Origin of the sequence: Paenibacillus sp. EKM301P (assembly GCF_011800295.1) — a bacterium.
GTDB classification, from domain to species: domain Bacteria; phylum Bacillota; class Bacilli; order Paenibacillales; family Paenibacillaceae; genus Paenibacillus; species Paenibacillus polymyxa.
Genome location: NZ_JAALFM010000132.1, coordinates 1 through 268, shown reverse-complemented (window position 1 = coordinate 268; position 268 = coordinate 1). Strand labels below are relative to the sequence as shown.

General features: G+C 56.7%; 2 tRNA genes. Both read left to right on the top strand.

Annotated elements, in window-relative coordinates:
• The first annotated feature begins 105 nt into the window (after nucleotides 1–105).
• Nucleotides 106–182 (top strand) — tRNA-Met (locus tag HFD99_RS25195).
• Between the two features lie 10 nt (nucleotides 183–192).
• Nucleotides 193–268 (top strand) — tRNA-Val (locus tag HFD99_RS25190).

Below are 268 nucleotides of genomic sequence, written 5' to 3'. Positions count from 1 at the left end.
TGGCTATAAGGGGACCCTCTGCTAAGGGGTTAGACTGCGTAAGTGGTGCGAGGGTTCGAATCCCTCTCTCTCCGCCATTTAGGACAAGCTAGTAAATTATGTTATGGCGGTGTAGCTCAGCTGGCTAGAGCGTACGGTTCATACCCGTGAGGTCGGGGGTTCGATCCCCTCCGCCGCTACCATACATACCCAGGAGGCTTAGCTCAGCTGGGAGAGCATCTGCCTTACAAGCAGAGGGTCGGGGGTTCGATCCCCTCAGCCTCCACCA